Origin of the sequence: Methanosarcina sp. UBA411, from assembly GCF_002495725.1 — an archaeon.
GTDB lineage: Archaea > Halobacteriota > Methanosarcinia > Methanosarcinales > Methanosarcinaceae > Methanosarcina.
The window spans coordinates 47,883-48,185 of the sequence record NZ_DAGK01000022.1; the positions used below are offsets into that span (position 1 = coordinate 47,883).

At 39.6% G+C, this 303-nt stretch carries 1 protein-coding gene; it reads left to right on the forward strand.

Features of this window, described 5'->3' with window-relative positions; all coding sequences use genetic code 11:
* The coding region (locus BP861_RS08530; protein WP_292374402.1) for a PKD domain-containing protein at window positions 1-303 on the forward strand (303 nt) is incomplete at both ends.

A 303-nucleotide genomic window follows, 5' to 3' on the forward strand; every position in this document is an offset into this window, starting at 1 on the left:
GAATTATATAACAGTAACAACAGTTGCAACAAAACCGGTTGCTGAGTTTTCGGCTTCTCCGACATCAGGAAATATGCCATTAACAGTTGCATTTACTGACAAAAGCACAGGAACTCCTACTTCATGGAAATGGGATTTCGGAGACGGAACGAGCTCAACAGCCAAAAATCCGACACATAAGTATTCCAAAGCAGGAAAATACACAGTAACATTGACAGCAACAAATGCAGCTGGAAGTAATACGGTTAAAAAATCAAATTATATAACAGTGACAACAGCTGCGACAAAACCGGTTGCAGATTT